This is a genomic window from Chryseobacterium sp. PCH239 (assembly GCF_018924625.1).
In the GTDB taxonomy this organism is placed as follows: Bacteria; Bacteroidota; Bacteroidia; order Flavobacteriales; family Weeksellaceae; genus Chryseobacterium; species Chryseobacterium cucumeris.
On sequence record NZ_CP073027.1, the window covers coordinates 3,325,090 to 3,341,080 of the forward strand.

The 15,991-nt window shown below is 35.4% G+C and carries 16 protein-coding genes; 13 read left to right on the forward strand and 3 right to left on the reverse strand.

Translation table 11 applies throughout. The features are described from left to right. Positions 1-121: 121 nt before the first annotated feature. Positions 122-880, reverse strand: coding sequence for a response regulator transcription factor (locus tag KBP46_RS15450; RefSeq protein WP_062672716.1), 759 nt, complete (start codon positions 878-880; stop codon positions 122-124). Between the two features lie 251 nt (positions 881-1,131). On the opposite strand from KBP46_RS15450, the gene KBP46_RS15455 reads away from it, so the two are divergent. The 10 genes from KBP46_RS15455 (at position 1,132) to KBP46_RS15500 (ending at position 12,480) form a co-directional block, all read left to right on the forward strand. After that, positions 1,132-1,734 (forward strand): hypothetical protein, encoded by a 603-nt coding sequence (locus KBP46_RS15455; protein WP_062672714.1) that lies wholly within the window; start codon positions 1,132-1,134, stop codon positions 1,732-1,734. A 42-nt stretch (positions 1,735-1,776) separates the two neighbouring features. Next, complete coding sequence (locus KBP46_RS15460; protein WP_216443622.1) at positions 1,777-1,941, forward strand: hypothetical protein; 165 nt, start codon at positions 1,777-1,779, stop codon at positions 1,939-1,941. Positions 1,942-1,958: 17 nt separating this feature from the next. Further along, a complete protein-coding gene (locus tag KBP46_RS15465; RefSeq protein WP_216443623.1) occupies positions 1,959-2,423 on the forward strand; it encodes a helix-turn-helix transcriptional regulator in 465 nt (154 codons plus the stop codon). 18 nt (positions 2,424-2,441) lie between these two features. Beyond that, positions 2,442-2,774, forward strand: coding sequence for a hypothetical protein (locus KBP46_RS15470; RefSeq protein WP_062672709.1), 333 nt, complete (start codon positions 2,442-2,444; stop codon positions 2,772-2,774). Between the two features lie 68 nt (positions 2,775-2,842). Beyond that, positions 2,843-3,364 carry a cyclic nucleotide-binding domain-containing protein gene (locus tag KBP46_RS15475; protein ID WP_062672706.1) on the forward strand — a complete coding sequence of 174 codons (522 nt, stop codon included), beginning with the start codon at positions 2,843-2,845 and terminating at the stop codon, positions 3,362-3,364. A 23-nt stretch (positions 3,365-3,387) separates the two neighbouring features. After that, positions 3,388-4,962, forward strand: a complete 1,575-nt coding sequence (locus KBP46_RS15480) for a TolC family protein (RefSeq protein ID WP_216443624.1) — start codon at positions 3,388-3,390, stop codon at positions 4,960-4,962. Between the two features lie 11 nt (positions 4,963-4,973). Then, positions 4,974-6,236: an NHLP bacteriocin system secretion protein gene (locus KBP46_RS15485; RefSeq protein WP_062672702.1), complete on the forward strand. Its 1,263-nt coding sequence runs from the start codon at positions 4,974-4,976 to the stop codon at positions 6,234-6,236. 16 nt (positions 6,237-6,252) lie between these two features. Next, positions 6,253-8,445 (forward strand): NHLP family bacteriocin export ABC transporter peptidase/permease/ATPase subunit, encoded by a 2,193-nt coding sequence (locus tag KBP46_RS15490; protein ID WP_216443625.1) that lies wholly within the window; start codon positions 6,253-6,255, stop codon positions 8,443-8,445. An 83-nt stretch (positions 8,446-8,528) separates the two neighbouring features. After that, positions 8,529-11,369: an NHLP bacteriocin export ABC transporter permease/ATPase subunit gene (locus KBP46_RS15495; RefSeq protein ID WP_216443626.1), complete on the forward strand. Its 2,841-nt coding sequence runs from the start codon at positions 8,529-8,531 to the stop codon at positions 11,367-11,369. A 16-nt stretch (positions 11,370-11,385) separates the two neighbouring features. Further along, the gene (locus KBP46_RS15500) at positions 11,386-12,480 is read left to right on the forward strand and encodes a hypothetical protein (protein WP_216443627.1); all 1,095 of its coding nucleotides are present in this window, start codon (positions 11,386-11,388) and stop codon (positions 12,478-12,480) included. 4 nt (positions 12,481-12,484) lie between these two features. On the opposite strand, the gene KBP46_RS15505 is transcribed toward KBP46_RS15500, so the two are convergent. Further along, positions 12,485-13,231, reverse strand: a complete 747-nt coding sequence (locus KBP46_RS15505; RefSeq protein WP_062672696.1) for a ThiF family adenylyltransferase — start codon at positions 13,229-13,231, stop codon at positions 12,485-12,487. Between the two features lie 142 nt (positions 13,232-13,373). Beyond that, positions 13,374-14,003, reverse strand: a complete 630-nt coding sequence (locus KBP46_RS15510) for a helix-turn-helix domain-containing protein (protein ID WP_062672694.1) — start codon at positions 14,001-14,003, stop codon at positions 13,374-13,376. Positions 14,004-14,125: 122 nt separating this feature from the next. On the opposite strand from KBP46_RS15510, the gene KBP46_RS15515 reads away from it, so the two are divergent. The 3 genes from KBP46_RS15515 to KBP46_RS15525 are packed head-to-tail and all read left to right on the forward strand — an operon-like array spanning position 14,126 to position 15,902. Next, the gene (locus KBP46_RS15515; RefSeq protein ID WP_034693957.1) at positions 14,126-14,521 is read left to right on the forward strand and encodes a hypothetical protein; all 396 of its coding nucleotides are present in this window, start codon (positions 14,126-14,128) and stop codon (positions 14,519-14,521) included. 19 nt (positions 14,522-14,540) lie between these two features. Beyond that, entirely contained in the window at positions 14,541-15,242 is a 702-nt protein-coding gene (locus KBP46_RS15520) for a PspA/IM30 family protein (protein WP_120232281.1), read from the forward strand. Positions 15,243-15,245: 3 nt separating this feature from the next. Further along, positions 15,246-15,902 (forward strand): hypothetical protein, encoded by a 657-nt coding sequence (locus tag KBP46_RS15525; RefSeq protein WP_216443628.1) that lies wholly within the window; start codon positions 15,246-15,248, stop codon positions 15,900-15,902. Positions 15,903-15,991: the final 89 nt, after the last annotated feature.

Sequence of the window (15,991 nt, forward strand, 5' to 3'; positions counted from 1 at the left end):
ATTACTATTAAAGAACTTTTCACCGGGACTGATTTTAACATCTGAGTATATATCCAGGGAAGAAGAGCCTATATTATATTTTTATTGTCCCTGTTTATAATTATACAGGAGACATTCTTACTTAAATCAGCTTATTATTTGTAGCATATGCAATAGCCTCTGTAATACTGCTCACTTCTAGTCTTTCAAATAGCTTTCTTCGATGGAACTTTACCGTATCCGGAGAAACAAATATAGCTTTTGCGATATCATTGATCGTAAAGCCTCTTGCACAAAGCTGTAAAATTTCAAGTTCTCGTTTGGATAAGACTGCTTTTTTTTCTGCTTCCCATATATCTTGGTCCAGCCTGTAATGATAGACTTTATTTTCTCCGTTTTGATATATTTTAATATTCCCCGAGTCTCTCTCTGAAGAAATGGAAATAAGACATACTGCCTTCCATATTTTTCCATCCTTATTAAGAAATAAAGGCGTTAATTTTTGATTAACTAAAATCTTTTTATTTTCCTTGTTTATAATATGAAAATCATAAGAAATGGTATAATCCAGCCTTTTTTCAAGAGGAATCTTATCATAAAAATCAAATCCTACAGAATTGATCTTTAACAAGAGTTCCAGGTCCTTTTGAGGAACATATTTAAAATAAAAAGCATATCCCATCTCCAGTACTTGCTCTGGAGTATTGCCACAAAGAAAAAGCGGGTTGTCCGAAACATATTCAAACCCCTGCTTCATATAGTCAATTACATAAATACTTGTGTAGGTGGCTCTTGAAAATGCCTTAATCGATTCCAGATAACTGAATTGTTGTTCCTTCTCCTCTTCCGTTACGCTGCTTATTGTATTCCTATGATTAAAGAAAGAATCCTTTTCATCCATGCTTATTTTGTCAGTTTTATACAAAAATAATATAAAATGAACATAATATATGGTATTACGGTATAAAATTTTTCTTTTTCACATTAAATCATGGTTATTTATTTAAATCCCTAAATAGGGATTAAGTTTTTATAAAGAAAACTCAGATGACTACACCAAAGTGTAGTTGTTTGGCTTTCAGTTGAATACTACAATATGGTGTAGTGGAATTGACATCCCTGCCAAGTAGATTTGTTAAAAACAACTAAGCCATGAGAATCACACAAAATTACTTAAACCAATTAGAGCTGGAACAGCTCGCAGAGCTAGCCCAATTTGTAGTAGAAGAAAACTTTAATCATCATTCTGATAATGTTATACCAGAAATGGAAATTCAAAATGATGTTAAAGATGTATATAATGAAGAACTAAGCTATTTCAAAAATTCTGAAATTTTTGTTGTAAAAGATACAATGGGAAGCATTCAAGGTTCTATAAGAGTAATTAAGTGGGATTATAAAACAATACTTCCTATTCAAAAGTTATTCAATATCAATCCTTTAGACGTTGGTTGTTCTCAAAATGCCTCTTCAGTATGGCATATTGGAAGATTTGCAACAAACAAAACCAATCAAGACCGTACATTGTTTAAGAGATTAATGGTCTCTGCCATTACTCCAATTTGTAATGACAAAAATAGTATTGCCTTTGCAGAATGCGACAGCAAGCTTTTAAGAGTAATGAACCTGATGGGCATAAAAGCCGATGTAATAGGCGATTCTATTAATTATCTGGGATCTGAAACAATTCCTGTATCCATGAACTATGAGGGGCTTAAAGGTTTTTATGATGCCAATAGATATCTGGTTAGCTAAAAATGAAATTACAAAACTGTTTAATAAAATCCCCCTTTTAAAATGAATACAGCAAAAACTATAGACTGGAACTCTCCTGATGTTTTGGAACAGATTATCCAGAATATTAGAAACCCGTTAGAGAATATCATTACGGTAAGCAAAAGCACAGCATTACATCATAAAGAAAAAAGGATGAAATCATATTTTCAAGCAGCAAGGAAATAAGTGATATTATTGAAGAAATGATGCTGAAAACAAAAGCAAAAACACTGAATCTGACATTTCGTGGCCGGCCGGAAATTTTTGATATCTACGAATCCAATGAAAATGTTCGCGGGTTGTGCACAGACGAGATTAATCCCCAGAAAATAGCAAAAGTAGATCAGGATTGGCTTGTCAACTTAGAAAAAGAAATTTTTGGCTCTTTGAACCAGAATGAATTAAACCTTTATGAGCTTTCCTATAAAATGGCCGTGAGTGAAAGGCAGTTACACCGAAAAGTGGCCAACCTGGTGTATCTGACGCCTAATAAATATATAAGAGTCTTGCGACTTCATAAAGCTAAACAGATGATAGACGACTATATACAAAAATCTATCTCTCAAATCGCATATGCAGTAGGGTATAATGATGTGCATTACTTTTCCAGATTATTTGCAGATCAATATAATATTACCCCTAAAGAACTCATAAACTCTTTAGAATAACAGGTATAAAACAAAAATATGAACTTAACAGAAGAACAAAAGAGAGGACAAGAAGCATTTTTTAGAATTATTTCTGAAGCTTGGGAAAATGAAGATTTCAAAAAGTATTTAATAGAAAATCCAGAAGAAGCTTTAGAGAAATTTTTTGGAAAAAAAACTCCTATGGGTAAGAAAATTAAAGTAACCGATCAATCAGATCCGGACTATTTGTACATCAATATCCCGGTAAAACCCCAGAGGATGAATAAGGAGGAAGATCTTAAATCAAATGAAGGGAATAGTAACGGTGTGATAACAGATTATAAAGGATTGTATAATTCGTTGAAAAAAATAAATAAACGTCAGGAATAGCAGTTTTTTTGGCGAAATTATCAATGTGAAACAAAATATTTTAGCATAATCTTAAAAGAAATATAATTATGAAAAGAGTACTTTTTTTCTTAGGTCAATTAAATGACAGAGATGTAGAATGGATGATTCATAATGGAAGTAAATTAGAACTACCCATTGGATATACGCTGATCAATAAAGGTGAATCAATAGATAGCTTATTTATTGTTTTATCGGGGCAATTATCCATCTATGCAGGTAACAGCAATGGAGAAAGTATTGCAACACTTGAAGCGGGAGAAATTGTAGGAGAGATGTCTTTCCTGGAATCACGGCCGCCATCAGTTTCTGTAGTTGTAACCAGGCCATCAGTAATATATCAGATTTCTCGTGATACAATAAGTTCCAGAATGGCAGAAAATCCTGAATTCAGATCTAATTTCTATTATGCTCTGGCATTATTTCTTTCAAACAGATTACGTAAAACAACAGACCAGCTAGGATATGGCAACCCTGAGGAAGAAGATCTTATCGATATGAATGTATTGGATGGTGTTGCTAATGCAGGAGCTCGTTTTGGACAGATACTTCACAGATTTTCAGAAGTTTAATCCCAGAAATATTCATTGGCGAAATGAGACTTTATAAATTTATCTATTTATTATTTACAGGGATCGGTATCACTAATTTCTATGGACAGTCAAAGATAAGTAGCGATTTGGTAACCATTTCGAATATCGCATTTGAAAAAAACCCGGACATCATAAGAAGTGGTTACACAATCCAGGATGCAGAGGGTGATTTTCAGATCCAGAGAAGCGTATTTGATATCAATCTATTCTCTGAACTTTCTGTTAAACATAACCGGTACACACTTTTCGATGCTGATACAAGAAATCAATATATAGATAAATTTTTGAAGACAAACACCCTGGACTTTTCAGCCGGAGTACGTAAAAAATTAAGAACAGGACAAATAACAGACATAAGTCTTAAATATGGTTTTAATAATAATAACTTTCCTTATGACAGCTTTAACCAACTTGTTGGGCCTTTCTGGGGAAATCATCTCGGGTCTGTCAATTTTTCATTAACACAACCTTTATTAAGAGGAAGAGGAAGAGAGGTTACTACTCTGTCAGAAAGAGTTTCTCAGCTGTATATAGAAAATACTAAAAGCAATAATGAGTTTAATAACTCATATACCATTCTGCAAATTGGTAAAGCATACTGGAATTATTATCTGGCTTATAAAAGTTTAGAAATTTATAAAGAAAATGAAAGCCGGGTAAGAAATGTAATGGAAGTTACAAGAGAACTTATAAAAGCAGATAAAAAACCGGCCGGAGATTTAGCTCAGGTAAACGCAGACCTCTCAAACCAAGAAAAACTGACAGCTCTTGCAGAACAAAATCTGTATGCAGCAAGAATAAATCTGGGGCGGGTAATTGGATTAAGTAATGAAGAAAGTCTCCGGTTGGATGCTCCTTCCAATGAATTTCCGGCTATTGCTGAATCCCAATACAGAGAAGGACTTGACAGAAGTAGTCTGATAAAAATAGCTAAAGAAAAAAGAGGTGATCTGAGAGCGGTTGAAAAAATTTCTGATGCTTTGGAAATGCAGTATAAACTTGCAGAAAACAATACAAAGCCTCAATTGGATCTTACCGGTTTTGTTTTCTATGGGAGCGCCATTGCCGGAAATGGAATAGACAAAACATTTTCTTCATTTACTAATAATGAGGGAAGGAATTTAGGAGCAGGTGCTAAGTTGACATTTACTTTTCCCGTAAATAATAATCTTGCGAAAGGAAATTATGCCAAAAGTCTTGTTGCCTTAAATGATCAGAAAATCTCAAATGATAATCTACAAAGGAACATAGAGCTGAATATCAGTAATGCCATCAATACTCTGGACAATAGTGTTGTTGTTTTAGAGAGAGCAAAAGAGGCTCTTAATTCATACAAAGATGCTTTTAATAACGAACAGGTAAAGTTACAAGCGGGGCTAACAACCATTCTCAATGTAATTTTATTTCAGGAAAGGCTTACATCCTCAGAATTGGAATACCTGCAGGCGTATCAGCAATTTGCCAATGCAATTATTAATCTGAGACATGAAACAGGAACATTAATATCTCAGGGAGATAAAGGATTTACTTTAAGTCAGAACGTTTTTTACACGATACCAAACATCTCTAATTATTAAATATTAAAATTATGTCAGCAGGGTTTTTTAGAAAGTCGGCATTAGAAAAACTGTCTACTCCGGAGAAATTAGATCAGCTCATAAAAGTTACGGGACCCAAAGCCTGGATTGCCCTTTTTACGGTTTTTATTGCATTGGTAACAGGAATTTGCTGGTCAGTAATGGGTACAGTAAAAACAAAATTGAATGCTACAGGAGTGGTACTTGGAGGAGAAGTACATGAAGTAGTTGCAACCTCTCAGGGCCAGCTTGTTAAGCTTCATGTCTCTATCGGGGATGATGTGAAAAAAGGAGATATTATTGCTACTATTCAACAGCCCGAACTTTATCAGCAAATAGAAGATGCCAAGGCTGTACTCTCAGATAGAAAATTTGAGATGGGAAAACTAATGGCTTATGGCAGTCAAGGAAATCAGCTTGAAGGAAAATTAATTAACCAGAACAGAGTCAGTATTCAGGGAGAAATAGAAGCGGAAAAGAAAAAACTGGCATTCCTTTACAGCCAACTGGAATCAGAGAATAATCTGCTGAATAAAGGGCTCATTGTAAAATCTCAGGTAGCTGGTACGAAACAACAGATAGATGCCTCAAAAAACACAATAGAAAGATTAAAAGGACAAATGGCGGAAGCATCAAGCCAGCAGCATAACCTGGGTTTTGATCTGCAACAAAAAATCACGTTACAAAATCAACGTATTTCAGAGGCAGAAAGAAATCTTCAGTTTTTATCAGAAAGATATGAAACTCAGAATAAAATTAAAAGTCCTTATGATGGAGAGGTTGTGGAAGTTTTAACGGATGCCGGAGGAGTTGTAGGAGCAGGTACACCATTATTTAAATTAAAAAATAAAGGGACAGAAAACTTTGCCGTACTCAAAGGAGTTTTATACATCCCTTCTCAGGATGGAAAAAAAATTAAGAAAGGGATGGAAGCTCTTGTTGTCCCGTCTACTGTACAACCTCAGGAATATGGATTTATGGAAGGAAAAGTAACTTATGTTTCTGATTTTCCTATTACTGAAAGAGGAATGATGACTTCAGTAAAAAACGATCAGCTGGCTAAAGGGTTATTGGCTTCGGGACCTCTGTTTGAAGTGCATGTAGAATTTGAGAAAGATCCTAAATCCTATAGCGGTTTCAAGTGGACCTCTGCCAAAGGACCCAATATTTCAATAAAGGAAGGAACTTCATGTAACGGAAAAATCACAATAAAACAAGAACCTCCCGCTACCATTGTAGTTCCTGCATTTAAGAAATTTTTTGATCTATACTAATAATCGAGTTTTACGGATGGAAAAGAATACAAATTTTGTGATAGGAAAACTGGCGAGACCTGTAAAGGTTCCTACAGTTTTGCAGATGGAAAGTGTAGAGTGTGGGGCTGCGGCATTAAGTATTATTTTAGGACATCATGGTAAATTTGTGCCGCTGGAAAAACTAAGAATTGCCTGCGGAGTATCCAGAGACGGATTAAAAGCTACCAATATTATCAAAGCAGCCAAAGAATTTGGGCTTGAAGCAAAAGGATACTCGAAATCCATTGAAAAATTAATGCAAATTCAGACACCCTCTATTATCTTTTGGAATTTTAACCACTTTTTGGTTTTAGAAGGATTTACAAAGAAAAAAGTATATTTAAGTGATCCGGCACAAGGAAGATATCAGGTGACTCATGATGAGTTCGATGAAGCTTACACAGGAGTTGTACTTACCTTTAATCCCGGTGAAAAATTTGAAAAAGGAAACGAAAAAAGAGGTTTAATGTCTTCTTTAGCAGCCAGAATATCTAATTCTAAGCTGAGTATTATCTATCTTATATTGGCCAGCCTATTCTTGGTGATTCCAGGGTTGGTTATCCCATCTTTTATCAAAATATTTATAGATAAATATCTGATCAATGGGTATTCAGGATTTGTGATGCCATTACTTCTTATTATGGGAGGCGTTTTAATAGTGAACTCTGTATTGGTATATATCCAGCAATATTATCTTTTGAAGTTAGAAACAAAGCTTGCCCTTACTACTTCCAGCAAATTTTTGTGGCATGTATTTCATTTGCCAATCGTCTTTTTTACCCAACGTTACAGTGGAGAAATAGGGAATAGAGTTTCTCTTAATGATAAAGTAGCCAAATTATTAAGTGGAGATCTTGCCAACGCCGCACTTAATATAATTGTAGTTATTTTTTATGCCTTTTTGATGTTTTCCTATGATATTCCTTTGACCTTGATAGGAATATTTATGGCAGGAATCAATGTAATGGTCTTACGATATGTTTCTACCGCAAGAAAAGATGGCAACAGACGCCTGAGTAATGAAAATGGTAAGCTTCTGGGAACGACAACATCTGGAATCAGTATGATCGAAACCCTGAAGGCATCAGGAAGAGAAAATGATTTTTTTACCAATTGGGTAGGATATCTTGCAAAGGTAATGAATGCGCAGCAAGAACTTGGATGGCTAACAATCAGGCTTAATGCAATTCCCCCTCTTGTAACCTCTCTTACCACAACATTCATTTTAGGAGTAGGAGCATTAAGAATTATGGATGGCGAAATGACTCTTGGTGCATTGGTAGCTTTCTCCTATTTGATGAGCAATTTTATATCACCTGTTAATCAACTGATCTCTGTAGGAGCGATGCTGCATGAAACAGAAAGTGATATGAACAGAATAGACGATGTTATCAATTATGAAGTAGATGATCAATTTAAGGAAGTCCAAAATGGAAAACCTATAGTTAAAACTGAAATGGACAATAAGCTGGTAGGATATTTTGAAATGAAGAATGTTACCTTCGGTTATAATACAACATTACCCGCTCTTATAGAAAATTTCAACTTAAAGTTAAAGCCCGGAAACAGAGTGGCCCTGGTGGGAGGATCAGGAAGTGGAAAATCAACAGTTGCTAAAATAGCCTCCGGATTACACAAACCCTGGAACGGCGAAATTTTACTTGATGGAAAAAACAGAGAAGAAATACCAAGAAATATTATTACAGAATCATTAGCAGTAATAGATCAGGACGTCCTGATATTCAACGGAACAATCAAAGAAAATATTTCTTTTTGGGATACCACTATATCTGACAAAAGCATTATTCAATCTGCCAGAGATGCGGCTATTCATGATGTTATTGCATCCAGAAGTGATGCTTATGACAGTTCTGTTTTAGAAGGTGGATCCAATTTTAGCGGAGGACAGCGACAGCGGTTAGAAATAGCAAGAGCTCTGGCTACCAACCCTTCAATTCTGGTAATGGATGAGGCCACCAGTGCATTAGACCCAACAGCAGAAAAGGTCGTTATGGATAATATTAAAAAAAGAGGTTGTACCTGTCTGATTGTAGCGCATAGGCTGAGTACGATTATTGATTGTGATGAGATTATCGTAATGGAATATGGAAAAATAGTAGAAAGAGGAACACATCATGAATTGATGAAAAAAAATGGGGCCTACTCCAAATTAATTGAAACGAAATAAAATCTAATACCATGCCCGTAAAAGAAAAGATATATATAAATGTTGAAAATCCTTTTACCCTAAATAATATCAACAAATTTTGGATGGTGCTTTCAGGTGAGGTAAATGTATTCTATACTAAAGTTGATGAAGAAGGCAATTATCTTATCCCGTTAAAGCACTTTTATACAGTGCAGAAAGGAGAAATCATATTCAGTTTGTTAACAGAAAACAATACTGGAAATAATACAAGGCTTATTGCTTTTTCAAATGAAGCCAAACTACTGCCAATTGATAAGAGCAACCTTCTGGAGATGGATCATTTCTTTTTAAAGAATATGATGAATAAGTGGATCTCAAAAACAACCTCTATCGTATGCAATAGCAATAGCCCCAGAGTTTACAAGGCATTAGATGATTATAAAATAACGCAGTTAGAAAAGAATAGTATCGCCTTCCCTTCAAGTGGAATCAATTGGATACATATTTTGAAGGGAGAAGTGAACATATATGCGGAAAGTACAAATATTAGCTATGATAAGCTTCCTGGATTTCTCACTCCGGTATCTAATAAGCTGTGGATCAGGTCGCTAACTGATGGTACTGAAGTGAAAGTATTAAGTACAAGAGAAGTCCTGCAGGATGAAATTTACTTTTTGCTTTCATTAACAAAGCTGGAAGAACATTTTTACAACCAGCTTAATACCATTATAGAGACCCAGAAACAGGAAGAAAGTAAACATTTTCAGGAGAAACTTTTAATAGAAGAAGAGGGAATCAGAGCTACATTACAGAAAATAAGGTCTATTGTAGCGGGGAATGATGAACGTGTTCATATCCAGAATTCAACCCTATTTAACAAAAAAAATATTCTTTTTTCTACCTGTCGGTTAATCGGAGAGCAGTCCGGATTTAAAATGGATGAACCCAAGCATATAGAATCTTACGAAAATAGTGTTACGAATCAATTATATGCCATAGCCAAAAGTTCTAAAATAAGAATAAGAAAAATTATACTGAGGGGAACCTGGTGGAAAGATGAAAATGGCCATCTCCTAGCATTTACAAAAAAAGACAAAACACCTGTAGCTTTATTACAGGCAACATCCAATAGCTATATTATAAAAAACCTATCTACTGGTATAGAATCCACCGTAAATAATGAGATTGCAGAAACATTAGAGCCAATTGGTTATATGTTCTTCTCTGGGTTTGACGGAAAAATGAATTCCATAAAGAAAGTAGCCCGTTTTGCTACAAAAGGAGTAAGAAAAGATGCAAAATTATTGATTTTTGCTGCCTTAGCAGGAAGTATGATGGGATTATTAATACCCATCTTATCAGGAATGATGTATGATGATGTAATTCCTACAGCAGACAGGTCTCTTCATATTGAGATCTTTTCCATTATGATTATGATGGCTTTAGTTACAGCGGGATTAAATCTTGCTAAAGGAGTTCTACAGCAAAGGTTGGAAACCAAATCCAGTATTAATTTACAGGCAGGTGTTATGGACCACATGCTGAGATTGCCCGTTACTTTTTATAAAAAGTTTAGTGCAGGAGATCTTACAAACAGAGTTTTAAGCATCAATGCAATCCGTCAGATTGTTTCAAACACACTGATGACAGCGGTATTGAGTGGGGCATTTTCTTTTGTGAATCTCGCACTTCTCTTTTACTATGATTCAAAGCTAGCTTTGATAGGCGTAATATTAGGCCTTATTGCAGTTATTTTCATGATTACTATTGGCTGTTTGAAATTGAAGTATGATAGAGAAGTTTCCAAATATCAGGGAGAAATACAAGGATTTTTGTTTGAGTTTTTATCAGGGATTTCTAAAATTAGAATAACAGGTGGAGAAAAAAGGGTTTTCGCTCTTTGGGCAGATAAGTTTTCGAAGCTAAAAAAATTAGGATTTATTTCAGGAAGTTATCAGAACTTTGTGGAAACATTTAACGCCTCTTATCCACTTCTTACAAGCATTTTCTTTTTCTCTTTCCTATATTATACCGTGCTTAATTCTGATACCACAACGGCTATGTTAACGGTAGGTGCATTTATGGCATTCATTACAGCATTTAATCAGTTCCTGAATGATAGTTTAAAGCTGAGTATGGCTTTAATAACATCTCTCAATGTTGTCACTCTGTATGAAAGAGTAAAACCTATTTTGGAAGAGGAGACAGAATCTGCAGAACAAAGTGTGGATCCGGGAGAACTTGCCGGAGATATAGAAATGAATTCAGTTTCCTTCAGATATAATCAAGATCAGCCTCTGGTCCTGAATAATGTTACTTTTAAAATTAAGCCAGGGGAAATGGTTGCCTTTGTAGGTGCTTCAGGTTCAGGGAAATCTACCATTATGAGATTGCTTTTAGGCTTTGAATATCCTGAGCTGGGATCTATTTATTTTGATGGAGACTCTTTTGATTCAATGAATAAAGAATTAGTTAGAAGACAGATCGGAGTCGTATTACAAAATGGATCATTGATGTCCGGAAGTATTTATCAGAACATTGTAGGAAATTCAGAATTGACATTAGATGATGCCTGGGAAGCGGCGCGAATGGCTGGCATGGAAGAAGACATCAAAAAAATGCCTATGGAAATGCATACCGTTGTAAGTGAAGGAGCGGGAACATTCTCAGGAGGACAAAGACAGCGTCTTATGATTGCGAGAGCAATTGTTCATAAGCCACGATTGTTATTTATGGATGAAGCTACCAGTGCGCTGGATAACAGAACCCAGAATATTGTCTCAGAAAGTCTTGATAAACTTCAGGCAACCCGTATCATTATCGCTCACAGATTAAGTACTATTAAAAATGCAGACCGTATTTATGTGATGGATAAAGGAACTATTGTTGAAACGGGAACCTATGATGAGCTGATGGAGCTTGAAGGACTTTTCTCTCAATTGGCAAAAAGACAGATCGCTTAATGTACAAATAGAATAGATGTCCGTACTTAGAAATATAGAAAAACTTGAGACCTATCTGCAGAACAAATTTTCTCCAGAGAGAGTAAAAACGGTAGATTTTGAAGAAAATGGCTGTGTGGAATTCTGGAAATATTACCTTGAAAAAACAGATGAGTCTCATTTTCAGATCTTAAAATATTTTTATCCTCAACTCTACTTTCCGATAGAGACAGAAATAAATACAACAGAAGACTATATCCATGCTGTTTTGAAAGGAAAAGATACTTTTAAAAATTTACCATCACATTTACTGTTGAATCATGCTGAAGGCCTATCAATTCAACTATACAAGGATATTTCAGGAACTATTCCGGTAATTTCGATAAACGACAGCCAGGATTTTGTTGCCATTGCACAAAGCCTTCTCTACAAGAATAATCCAATACCAATTCCCTCCTCTATGGGAGCATTTCTTGCCAGCGGAATCAATAACTGGGAGAGAATTCGTGCTTTAAAAAAAGTATGGGGAGAAAATCATCCTTCAAACAGCTGGAATAATGAATTTTCCAAAAATATTCTGCCCAATCCGGAGCTTTATAAAGACAAGATAATTGTAGTAAGTACAAAACCTTACAGTAATGTTCAGGCAGCTCACCTGGGGCTTTCAGAGGATGAATGGAAAGCATATTCCTATTCCATAAGACTTGAGCATGAATGTACTCATTGGTACACCTTAAAAAGATATGGCTGCGCTTCTAATAATCTTCATGATGAACTTGTTGCTGATTATATTGGGATAGCCAAAACGTTAGGAAGTTATAATAAAGAATGGATGCTTGCATTCATGGGACTGGAAAACTATCCTCAATACAGGGAAGGAAGCAGACTGGAAAATTATATAGATCGTATTGATATTTCCGGAGATAGCTTTCAAGACCTTACTGCAATTATAAGAAATGCTATTGAAACCATTGCAGGGTTTGATGAAGTGTTAGGGAGTATAAAATCAGTACAAGACCAGATAGCGAGGATGGAAGCCCTTTGTGAAACCGATCTTATCGATATAGCCTCCAAAAGAGGAGGCCATATGCTAATGATAAAGTATAATGAAAAGGTTGCGTATAGCTGCTAATTGGTTAATTAACAGTTGTTAAATAAAATTCCGGGAATTTTTTTACAGGTTGATTCGTTGCAATATTGAACGCTATTTTTACACAACTTGCTGCTGCAAGAAATGAAGCAATTGATAATTGCGGTGGAGGAAGTTGTTTGTTTTCTTTAATGTAACTTTCTACAATATCTTCAAGCCATTGCTGAGGGTTTCCCCAATATCTCATGTGGCTGGATACGTACTGAACAACATTTAATTCATTAAAGTTTTCTTCATCTTTCTGCAAAGATTCCAATCCCATATTTTCGCTGATTACCATAACCAATGCTCCCCAGCCCAGATTATAAGGGTGCAGAACAGGGATGTTTTTTTCCTGACACATCTTATCGAAAATAATTGGGATTTCTGTTGAAAAGTCAAGGGCATTGATAGCGATGTTATGGTTTCCAATGATTTCCTCAGCATTGTCTTTAGTAATAAACTCACTGTGGAAACGAATGTTGGCATTGGGATTAATGCTTTTCAATCGGTGATATAAGGTTTCTGCTTTATAAGAAGAAATATCCTGGTAGGTATAATTCTGCCTGTTCAGATTAGATAATTCAATGGTGTCGCCATCCACGAGTGTAATGTTTTCAAAACCAAAACGTAAGGCACATTCTGCTATGTTACTTCCAATACCGCATCCGGCAAGTAATATAGAAAAATCTTTGATAATCTTCTGCTCCTCTTCTTTTACATATAGCCTGTTTCGGGAGTATTGCTCTTCCATTATTTATATTTTAGAAACAAAAATATAGGTATGAGAGAGAATTACTACTACACAAAAGTTTAGTTTTTGCATTTTTACAATAAAAAGAAGAAAGGAATAATTTTGATTTTACAAGAATAATCTAATCGTGTACGTATTTATTTTATCTGTTATCGGCTTTCTTTTCAAGATTCTCCAGCCTTTCAAAAATACTGGTGAAAATATTTTTCTCAGTAGTAGAAACGTATCCTACAATTTTATAATATTCCGTACGAGATTTGGTTATTGTTTGTTTATCAGTAACATATGAGAGGTTTCCATCCTGATAAATAAGAAGATGGTTGATAGATTCTGTTTTCTGATCTGCTTTGTTCAGAAATAGAATATCACCGTATTGATATTGTGGTAGCAAAGGTTTTTCAGAAGTAAATTCATACAAAAGATCAACGGATGCTAATATTTTTTGCATTACTGCCGTGTTTGGATTATTTTCTTCTATGTCTGTCTTTGCTTCTTTGCTGTTTTGAATAGCCAGCTCCGGGAAAAGCATCAGCTGATCTATATCAGAAACGCTTACTAATTGGTTTACCTGGAGGATTTCTGTCAATAATTTGTCAAGATTAAGGTTAAAATGATTAGCTACCTTTAATATAGTTTCTATCTTAGGTTCTGCACGCCCTTCCTCATAAGAGCTTATTACTCCTCTGTTTAAATCAAATAAATCAGCAAAAGCCTTTTGGCTTAGTCCTTTAACCTGTCTTATTTTTTTAATATTAGTTCCAAAGAAGCTCATTTTGTATAATCTTTTTTGCAAAGATAGAGAATCTGAAACAATTATTTGCTAATAATATTTGCATTTTGAAAATTTTATTTTATATTTGTCTAGACGAAAAATAAAACACTAAACCAGCCATCATGAGAAATCAAATATTCAGAACGGTCAAAGAGTGGTTGTTAGATTATGAGTTTAACATCACGTTGGAAGATGAGGCTCAGAGAATCTTAATCATCGAAAAAGAATCCAACGGGATAAAAAACATGATTCTTATAATATCAGACTCTATTCTGATCATGGAACAGTTTCTTTTTGAAATCAAAAATCCATCCGAAAAAATATTTCTGAGACTCCTTCAGAAAAACAGAGACATCGTTCACGGAGCATTTGTACTGGACGGAAGCGGAAGAAGGGTGATTTTCAGAGATACACTCCCAACCGATAATATGGCGCAAAACGAAGTGATGGCTTCCATCAATTCTTTAGGAATCCTTGTGGGGGAATTTACAACGGAAATGCTTGAAATGAGTAAGTAATTCACAAAAGATATTTAAAATGAACATTTTTAAAAGATTGTTAACGATAGGAAAAGCAGAAATCCATTCTGTGATCGACAGCTTTGAAGACCCAATCAATTTAACGGAACAGGGAATCCGCGAAATGAAAGAACAGCTGGGAAAAAGTATAGAAGCTCTCGCTCAGCTGAAAGCTCTTGCCATACGCAAAAAAAATGAGGCAGAAACTGAAGAGCAAACTGCCAAAGATTACTATAATAAAGCTATAGTCATTGTTCAGAAAGCCGAAAAAGGAGAAGTGGAGACCGCTGAGGCAGACCGTCTTGCTAAAGAAGCACTGAAAAAACAGACCTCTTCATTGGAAAAGGCAACAGCTCTTCAGAAAGAACATGAGAAACTGTTTGCTGACTGCGAAAAGTTACAGGGTAATATCAACCATTTGAAATCAAGCATTACCAAATGGGAAAATGAATTGAAAACCCTGAAAGCAAGAGTTCAGGTGAGTGAAGCCACAAAAGATATCAATCAGAAGATGACCCAGATGGATACCGGAAGCGCGGTAAGCATGCTGGAAAAACTGAAGGATCGTGTTGTACAGCAGGAAGCCCTTGCAGAAGCTTATTCTGACCTTTCAAAATCAGGAAAAAGCATTGATGAAGAGATCGATGCCATGGTAAACAATAATGATACAAAAGCTGAAGAAGCTTTAAACAGATTAAAGGAAACCCTTAAAAAAGGCTAATATATGACCTTTCAGGAATTTTTAAATATAGCATTTTCTCCGGTAAATACGGTGCTGACAGTGCTTCTCGGGCTTTCAGTGGTCTATTGGCTCTTTACCATTCTTACAGGGTTGGATATCGATGTAGGAATTCATTCCGACCTGGATGCAGATGCTGATATAGAAGCTCCGGACGGTCATCTTCACGCACCCGATCATGATCCTTCAGCCTGGATGCATTTCCTGAAATTTCTGAATCTGGATATCGTTCCGGTCACGTATTTTCTTACACTTTCATTGCTGATCACATGGCTGGGCTCGTTTTATCTGAATTATTTCGTACCTCTTCCTACTTGGGCAGGAATACTGATCCTTTTTCCAATGATGATTGGAGGAATGCTATTAACCAAAATCATTCTGAAGCCGCTGAATCCCTTTTTTAAGGAAATCAATCATAAAGGTGAATTATCGTACGCCTTTTTAGGAAGAGAAGGCCGCCTGAAATCAAGCATTCAGGATGATAAAATAGGGATGATGGAAGTCTTTATCGGAAGCGATCCTATGACGCTGATGGTGAGAAGTAAAGACGGAAGCAGGCTGGAGCATGGAACCCGGGTTATGATTGTAGATGAGGAACCCGAAAAAAGGATTTACTATGTACAGAAATCAATAAGATATTAAAATAAAAAACTAATAATCATGCTAACTATTTTTTTGATCTTGCTGAATTATATCATGGATATCATCTTCCAATTCTTATAAAAACAAAA

Bases quoted from the DNA above. Each gene is read 5' to 3' on its own strand.
- KBP46_RS15490 (WP_216443625.1), top strand. From the start codon at position 6,253: ATGGAAAAGAATACAAATTTTGTGATAGGAAAACTGGCGAGACCTGTA.
- KBP46_RS15480 (WP_216443624.1), top strand. From the start codon at position 3,388: ATGAGACTTTATAAATTTATCTATTTATTATTTACAGGGATCGGTATC.
- KBP46_RS15485 (WP_062672702.1), top strand. From the start codon at position 4,974: ATGTCAGCAGGGTTTTTTAGAAAGTCGGCATTAGAAAAACTGTCTACT.
- KBP46_RS15495 (WP_216443626.1), top strand. From the start codon at position 8,529: ATGGTGCTTTCAGGTGAGGTAAATGTATTCTATACTAAAGTTGATGAA.
- KBP46_RS15525 (WP_216443628.1), top strand. From the start codon at position 15,246: ATGACCTTTCAGGAATTTTTAAATATAGCATTTTCTCCGGTAAATACG.
- KBP46_RS15475 (WP_062672706.1), top strand. From the start codon at position 2,843: ATGAAAAGAGTACTTTTTTTCTTAGGTCAATTAAATGACAGAGATGTA.
- KBP46_RS15455 (WP_062672714.1), top strand. From the start codon at position 1,132: ATGAGAATCACACAAAATTACTTAAACCAATTAGAGCTGGAACAGCTC.
- KBP46_RS15510 (WP_062672694.1), bottom strand. From the start codon at position 14,003: ATGAGCTTCTTTGGAACTAATATTAAAAAAATAAGACAGGTTAAAGGA.
- KBP46_RS15460 (WP_216443622.1), top strand. From the start codon at position 1,777: ATGAATACAGCAAAAACTATAGACTGGAACTCTCCTGATGTTTTGGAA.
- KBP46_RS15500 (WP_216443627.1), top strand. From the start codon at position 11,386: ATGTCCGTACTTAGAAATATAGAAAAACTTGAGACCTATCTGCAGAAC.
- KBP46_RS15515 (WP_034693957.1), top strand. From the start codon at position 14,126: ATGAGAAATCAAATATTCAGAACGGTCAAAGAGTGGTTGTTAGATTAT.
- KBP46_RS15450 (WP_062672716.1), bottom strand. From the start codon at position 880: ATGGATGAAAAGGATTCTTTCTTTAATCATAGGAATACAATAAGCAGC.
- KBP46_RS15520 (WP_120232281.1), top strand. From the start codon at position 14,541: ATGAACATTTTTAAAAGATTGTTAACGATAGGAAAAGCAGAAATCCAT.
- KBP46_RS15465 (WP_216443623.1), top strand. From the start codon at position 1,959: ATGATGCTGAAAACAAAAGCAAAAACACTGAATCTGACATTTCGTGGC.
- KBP46_RS15470 (WP_062672709.1), top strand. From the start codon at position 2,442: ATGAACTTAACAGAAGAACAAAAGAGAGGACAAGAAGCATTTTTTAGA.
- KBP46_RS15505 (WP_062672696.1), bottom strand. From the start codon at position 13,231: ATGGAAGAGCAATACTCCCGAAACAGGCTATATGTAAAAGAAGAGGAG.